A 6,065-nucleotide genomic window follows, 5' to 3' on the forward strand; every position below is an offset into this window, starting at 1 on the left:
ATGCGCCCGCGAGTGCCCGGGTCACCGCGTCGGCCTTTGTTTCGCCGGCGGCGAGGACCCAGACCTCACGGGCCGCCTGGATGGCGGGGAACGTGAGGGTGATCCGGACCGGTGGTGGTTTAGGGGAGTCACGGACCGCGACAGTCGTTGCCCGGGCGTCCACGACCGGGGAGCCCGGGAAGATCGACGCCACGTGGCCGTCCGGTCCGATGCCGAGCAGCAGCACGTCAAAGGCCGGGGCCGCCGCCGTGGTGTCGGCCGTGCTCCTGGCGGGCGCAGGGGAGCCGGCGGTCGCGCGTCCGGCGAGGAGCCGCGCATAGGTGGTCGCGGCCGCGTCAGCGTCGGCAGTGCTGCCCGGGTCGCCCATCGTGAAGATCCGGGCCGGGTCAAGGGGCAGCGCGTCGAGCATGGCCGCTCGGGCCTGGCCGTCGTTGCGGTCGGTCGAGTCGAGGGGAACGAACCGCTCGTCGCCCCACCACACGTCGACCCGTGCCCAGTCGACCGCTGCGACGATCGGGCTGTCGCGGACCGCCCGAAGCGTCGCCGTGCCGATACCGCCACCGGTGAGTACCACCGACGCGGTGCCGCGGGCAGCCTGTGCCTCCTGGAGGTTGATGATCAGCCGGGCCGCGGTCGCGGCGGCGAGCAGGTCCGCGTCAGGATGGATGATCACTTGCGGTGGCGCGCCCATCAGCCAGCCGTCCCCGCGATCGTGCCCGTCGTGCTCGCTGTTGCCGGACTGGCCGCGGTGCCCGTCATCGGGTCGCGCCAGATGTGTTCGCGGACCGGGGAACGGGACGCGAGACCTCCGATTCCACTCCAGGCCGCCAGAGCGTCGGCGTAGGGCCCGTCATGGTCAAGCCGGCGTAGCTCCTCGGCCAGGAGATCACCGAGGCCGCGTTCGGTCAGCGGCACGGCCCGGTCGGGCTGGCCGGGCCGCTTCAGTACCGCGGTGCGGGAGTCCTGTCGGGCGACTGTCAGCTCGCCGTCATCAAGATCAAATCGTACCTCGGCGAGCCCACGGTGTGCCTTCGTCTCCAGGTTGACCGCCAGGTTCAGGCGGTCGGAGAACCAACCGGACAGCAGACGGACACTGGGGTCGACGTCCCCTCCGACAATGGTGACCGCCCGCGGCTTCTCGATGAGCGAGTCGAACGCGGCGGCTATCAAGGTCCGCCAGGCGGTCAGCCGCGTCCACGCAAGGTCGGTGTCGCCGGGCGCGAAGTCCGCCGCCCGCTGGCGCAGTGCGGCGATCGGGTCCTCCGCCACGGACGCGTCGGTGACCCGCCGGTCGGCGAAGACCCCGAGCGGATCGTAGGCGATGCGGTCCGGGGGAACATCGTGCCACCAGGTCACCACGGGCGCGTCCGGTGCCAACAGCGGCAGGACCACCGACTCCGCGTGCAGGCTGAGGCGTCCGAACATCCGCATGACCACGGCCTCACCCGGCCCGAGCCGGCCACCGATGGAGACCTCGGCGTCCAGCCGCGAGTTGGAGGCGTCGACCTGGCGCCGGACGACGATGAGCAGGCGGCACGGATGGGCCGCCGCCGCCGTGGTCGCGGCGCTCTCGGCCACGCTGACGTGCTTCTCGTCCACCACAACCACAAGGGTCAGCGCCAGACCGAAGGCGAGCGCCCCGGCTGAGCGTCGTTCGGCCGCCAACGCCTTGACGACATCGGTGCCAGTCGTGTCCCACAGAGTTGTCATGGCCGCCTCCGTGCTATCCGTGCGATCTGTGCCGTCCGGGTCGGCGGCCCTTCGGCCGTCGACGGGGCAGTGATCGTGGTCGCCAGCCTCATGGCCGCCTCCAGCGGCGCCCGTCGCGGGCGAGCATCTCGTCGGCGGCTGCTGGTCCCCAGGTGCCCGACCGGTAGCGGAACGGGACGGTCCCGGCCCAGAAGTCCTCCATCGGGTCGATCACCCGCCACGACTCGATCACCTCGGCGTTGTTCGGGAACAGCGTCGCATCCCCGAGAAGCACGTCGAGGATGAGCCTTTCGTAGGCTTCGGGTAGGGACTCGGTGAACGCCTCGCCGAACAGGAAGTCCATGGCGACATCGCGGACCTCCATGGCGGAGCCCGGCACCTTGGACCCGAATTTCAACGTCACGCCTTCGTCCGGCTGGACCCGGATCACCAGCTGGTTGTGGCCGAGCTCGGTGGTATCGGTGGCGTCGAACGGCAGGTGCGGCGCCGGTTTGAACAACACCGCGATCTCGGTTACCCGGCGCGGCAGCCGTTTGCCGGTGCGCAGGTAGAACGGAACACCGGCCCACCGGCGGGTTTCGATTCCGATCCGGACGGCGGCGTAGGTCTCCGTCCGCGAATCCGCGGGGACGCCGTCTTCCTCGAGGTAGCCCGTCACTCGCCGGCCGGCGAGCCAGCCCTGTTCGTACTGGCCACGGACAGCGTAGGCGGCGAGGTCGGTCGGCAGCGAGATCGCCCGCAGGACCTTGAGTTTCTCGTACCGGATGGCATCTGCGTTGAAGCTCACCGGCTCCTCCATCGCGGTGAGCGCCAGCAGCTGCAGGATGTGATTCTGCAGAACGTCGCGGGCCGCGCCGGTCTCGTCGTAGAACCCGGCGCGCGAGCCGATACCGACGTCCTCGGCCATTGTGATCTGAACGGAGTCCACGAAGTGGGAGTTCCAGATCGGTTCGAACAGGGTATTGGCAAACCGCATTGCCAGCAGGTTCTGGACGGTCTCCTTGCCCAGGTAGTGGTCGATGCGGAACACGTCTTCGGGGGTGAAGACGTCGTCGACGAGCTCGTTGAGCGCGCGGGCCGACTCCTGGTCGTGCCCGAAGGGCTTTTCGACCACGATCCGCCGCCAGCCGCCGGACGCCTCGTTGTTCGCCATACCGGTGCGCTGCATCTGCTTGAGGACGACCGGAAATGCCGACGGCGGAATGGACAGGTAGAAAGCCGCATTTCCCGGAACCCCGTGGGTTTCCTCGAGGTCGAGCAGGGTCTGGGCGAGGATGTCGAACGCGGCGTCGTCGTTGAACGATCCGGGGACGAACTTCATCGAGGGTGCGAGGCGTTCCCACACCTCCTCGCGGAACGGCGTCCGAGCGCCCTTTTCCGCGGCTTCCCGGATGATGTCCGCGAAATCACCGTCGCTCCAGTCGCGCCGGGCAAACCCGAGCAGTACGAAACCCGGTGGCAGCAGACCCCGGTTTGCCAGGTCGTAAATGGCGGGGATCAGCTTCTTGCGGGCCAGGTCACCGGTAACTCCGAAGACCACGAGCGCACACGGATCAGGCAGCCGTGGCAGGCGGCGGTCGCGCGGGTCCCGCAGTGGGTTGGTGCTCACCGCTGGTGTCACCCGAACCCCCTCTGTCTGTCCAGAATTATCGTGCTGTCCGGAATTGTCGTGGGCAGGTCCAGAATCATCGCCGCGCGGCAGTCAGCGCTGCGCGTCCAACTTCTCGTGCACGGCTGTGAGCAGCTGGTTCCAGGAGTCCTCGAACTTCTCCACACCCTCGCGCTCAAGTACCTCGACCACGTCGGGCAGCGAGATACCGAGCTCGGTCATGCGGGCCGTCACGGCACGGGCATCGTCGTAGTGCGGCCTGATCGTGTCACCCGTGACCACCCCATGGTCGGCGAACGCGTGCAGCGTTGCTTCGGGCATCGTGTTGACCGTGCCCGGGGCGACCAGCTCGGCGACGTAGATCGTGTCCGGCATCGCCGGGTCCTTCGTGGATGTCGACGCCCACAGCGGTCGCTGCGGCCTGGCACCGGCCTTGGCAAGGGCCGACCAGCGCGAGGTCGCGAAGGCCTTTTCGTAACGCTCGTAGGCCAACCGTGCGTTGGCGACCGCGGCCTTGCCTCGCAGTGCCTTGGCCTCGTCGGTGCCGATCTTCTCCAACCGGCGGTCCACTTCGGTGTCAACCCGGCTGACGAAGAACGAAGCGACCGACGCAAGGTTGGACAGGTCATGGCCGGCCTGCCCGGCCTGTTCGATGCCGGTCATGTACGCATCCATGACGGCGTCGTAACGGTCCAGTCCGAAGATCAGCGTGACGTTGACGCTGATGCCCTGGGCGAGCGTCGCGGTGATTGCCGACAGGCCGGCCAGGGTAGCCGGGATCTTGATGAACAGGTTCGGTCGGTCGACCAACCACCACAACGCCCGGGCTTCGGCCACGCTGCGTTCGCTGTCATGGGCCAGCCGAGGGTCCACTTCGATCGACACCCGGCCGTCTACGCCGCCGCTGGCTTCATATGCGGGACGCAGCACGTCACAGGCGGCGCGGACGTCGGCCGTCGTGATCGCTCGGACAGCCTCACCGACGTCCACCCCGCGGACGGCGAGATCGCGGATCTGCTCGTCATACGCGGAGCCACTGCTGATCGCCTTCTGGAAAATTGTCGGGTTGCTGGTGACGCCGACGACGGCGCGGGTGCGCATCAGTTCGGCGAGGTTGCCGGTACGCAGGCGATCGCGGCTGATGTCATCGAGCCAGACCGCCACTCCGGCGGTGGAAAGCTGAGCCAAGGGGTCGGTCATCGCGCTGTGACGTCCTCTCCACGGGCGTTGGTACATGGTCTGGCACTGTCGGGCGCTGCGCCGTACCGGGAACGGCTGTGGCACCGGGAACGGCTGTGGCGACCACCGCGGCAGCACCTGCAGACAGGTCACGGCCTGTTGACCGGGCACCGCCGCACAAGCCCCGGCGCCGTGCCGCCATGATGCCCCTACCCTCTCGCGGTCGCCTCATCCCAGTGTCCGGATCCTCGTGGCGGCGCGGGAAAGTTAGCGAGAACACTATCCTTCCGTTACTTCTACTTGACGATTTCTTCATCTAATGTGCAGCAACGCAAGCCTTGAGTGATTGAAGATCGTGTGATTCCGCTGGCTGACTACGCCATGTGTTGTGATCGTTACTTGAGAGAAAAATCTTGTCTGTCCGTGGGTAGGGCGCTCGGCGCAACACCCGACGGCTAGACTCCGACACGTCGTAGAACCACGTTGTGAGCCCCGGTCGCGGGGCCCGAGCCTGTGCGGGTGCCCTCCGTCTCCCGCCGATCGCGAGGTCGTCCTGTCCGCCTTGGCCGCGTCTACGTCGGTTTCCAGTCTGCCGGAGCGGAACATGTCCGCGCAGCCGGAGTCCGGTGGGCCTGCGGGTCCAGCGAAGTCCCGGCGCCCGGCCGGGGCGCTGGCCCGCTCCTACCTCGGCCTGACCAAGCCCCGGATCATCGAGCAGCTGCTGATCACAACCGTACCGGTGATGCTGCTGGCCGAGCACGGCCTGCCGTCCCTGTGGTTGGTGCTCGCGACGCTGGTCGGCGGGACCTTCGCGGCGGGCAGCGCAAACACGTTCAACTGCTATATAGACCGCGACATCGACCAGTTGATGGCGCGGACACGTCGGCGGCCCCTCGTACAGGCGAGCGTCACCCCTGCTGAGGCACTGCGGTTCGGGATTCTGCTCGGTGTGGCAGCCACAGCCCTGTTCGGCTTCGCCGTCAACTGGGTTTCGGCGCTGCTCGCTGACGGGGCGATCGTGTTCTACGTCTTCGTCTACACCCTGGGACTCAAGCGGCGTACCCCGTCCAACATCGTCATCGGCGGCGCGGCCGGCTGCTTCCCGGTTCTCATCGGCTGGTCAGCGGTGACCGGAACGGTCGGTTGGCCCGCCGTTCTGCTGTTTGCTGTGATCTTCTTCTGGACACCGCCGCACTTCTGGGCGCTTGCGATCAAATACCGGGACGACTACGCCGCCGCAGGTATCCCGATGCTGCCGGTCGTCGCGTCCCCCGCGGTGGTCACCAGACGGATGCTCGGCTACTCCTACGCCATGGTGGCTGTTTCCCTGCTACTCGTCCCCGTCGCCCATACGGGATGGCCGTATCTGGTCGTGGCTGCGGTGCTCGGCGGGTGGTTTCTGGCCGAGGCCCACCGGCTGGTCTGGCAGGTTCGCCGCGGGGGGGAGATCCAGCCGATGCGGCTGTTTCACATCTCGATCACCTATCTGACGCTCCTGTTCGTCGCGGTCGCGGTCGCGGCGCTCACCAGTTGATTTGGGTAGGCGATTTTCGTCGTGATGGTGACC

5 protein-coding genes are annotated in these 6,065 nt (G+C 67.6%); 1 reads left to right on the forward strand and 4 read right to left on the reverse strand.

The features are described from left to right. From pgl to tal, 4 genes are all read right to left on the reverse strand, one after another. The coding region (gene pgl, locus U9980_RS04665; protein ID WP_322766838.1) for a 6-phosphogluconolactonase at window positions 1–691 on the reverse strand (691 nt) is incomplete at its 3' end. Beyond that, on the reverse strand, window positions 691–1,710 hold the full coding sequence (locus U9980_RS04670) for a glucose-6-phosphate dehydrogenase assembly protein OpcA (protein ID WP_322766839.1): 1,020 nt from the start codon (window positions 1,708–1,710) through the stop codon (window positions 691–693). The genes pgl and U9980_RS04670, both read right to left, overlap by 1 nt. An 88-nt stretch (window positions 1,711–1,798) precedes the next feature. Then, window positions 1,799–3,319 (reverse strand): glucose-6-phosphate dehydrogenase, encoded by a 1,521-nt coding sequence (zwf, locus tag U9980_RS04675; RefSeq protein ID WP_416210155.1) that lies wholly within the window; start codon window positions 3,317–3,319, stop codon window positions 1,799–1,801. A 93-nt stretch (window positions 3,320–3,412) separates the two neighbouring features. After that, window positions 3,413–4,519 carry a transaldolase gene (tal, locus tag U9980_RS04680; RefSeq protein WP_322753125.1) on the reverse strand — a complete coding sequence of 369 codons (1,107 nt, stop codon included), beginning with the start codon at window positions 4,517–4,519 and terminating at the stop codon, window positions 3,413–3,415. Between the two features lie 583 nt (window positions 4,520–5,102). Here tal and U9980_RS04685 point away from each other — a divergent pair. Then, window positions 5,103–6,032, forward strand: a complete 930-nt coding sequence (locus tag U9980_RS04685) for a heme o synthase (RefSeq protein ID WP_322766840.1) — start codon at window positions 5,103–5,105, stop codon at window positions 6,030–6,032. Window positions 6,033–6,065 lie beyond the last annotated feature (33 nt).

Source organism: Protofrankia sp. Cr1, from assembly GCF_963555865.1.
Lineage (GTDB): Bacteria > Actinomycetota > Actinomycetes > Frankiales > Frankiaceae > Protofrankia.

Bases quoted from the DNA above. Each gene is read 5' to 3' on its own strand.
- tal (WP_322753125.1), bottom strand. From the start codon at position 4,519: ATGACCGACCCCTTGGCTCAGCTTTCCACCGCCGGAGTGGCGGTCTGG.
- U9980_RS04685 (WP_322766840.1), top strand. From the start codon at position 5,103: ATGTCCGCGCAGCCGGAGTCCGGTGGGCCTGCGGGTCCAGCGAAGTCC.
- U9980_RS04670 (WP_322766839.1), bottom strand. From the start codon at position 1,710: ATGACAACTCTGTGGGACACGACTGGCACCGATGTCGTCAAGGCGTTG.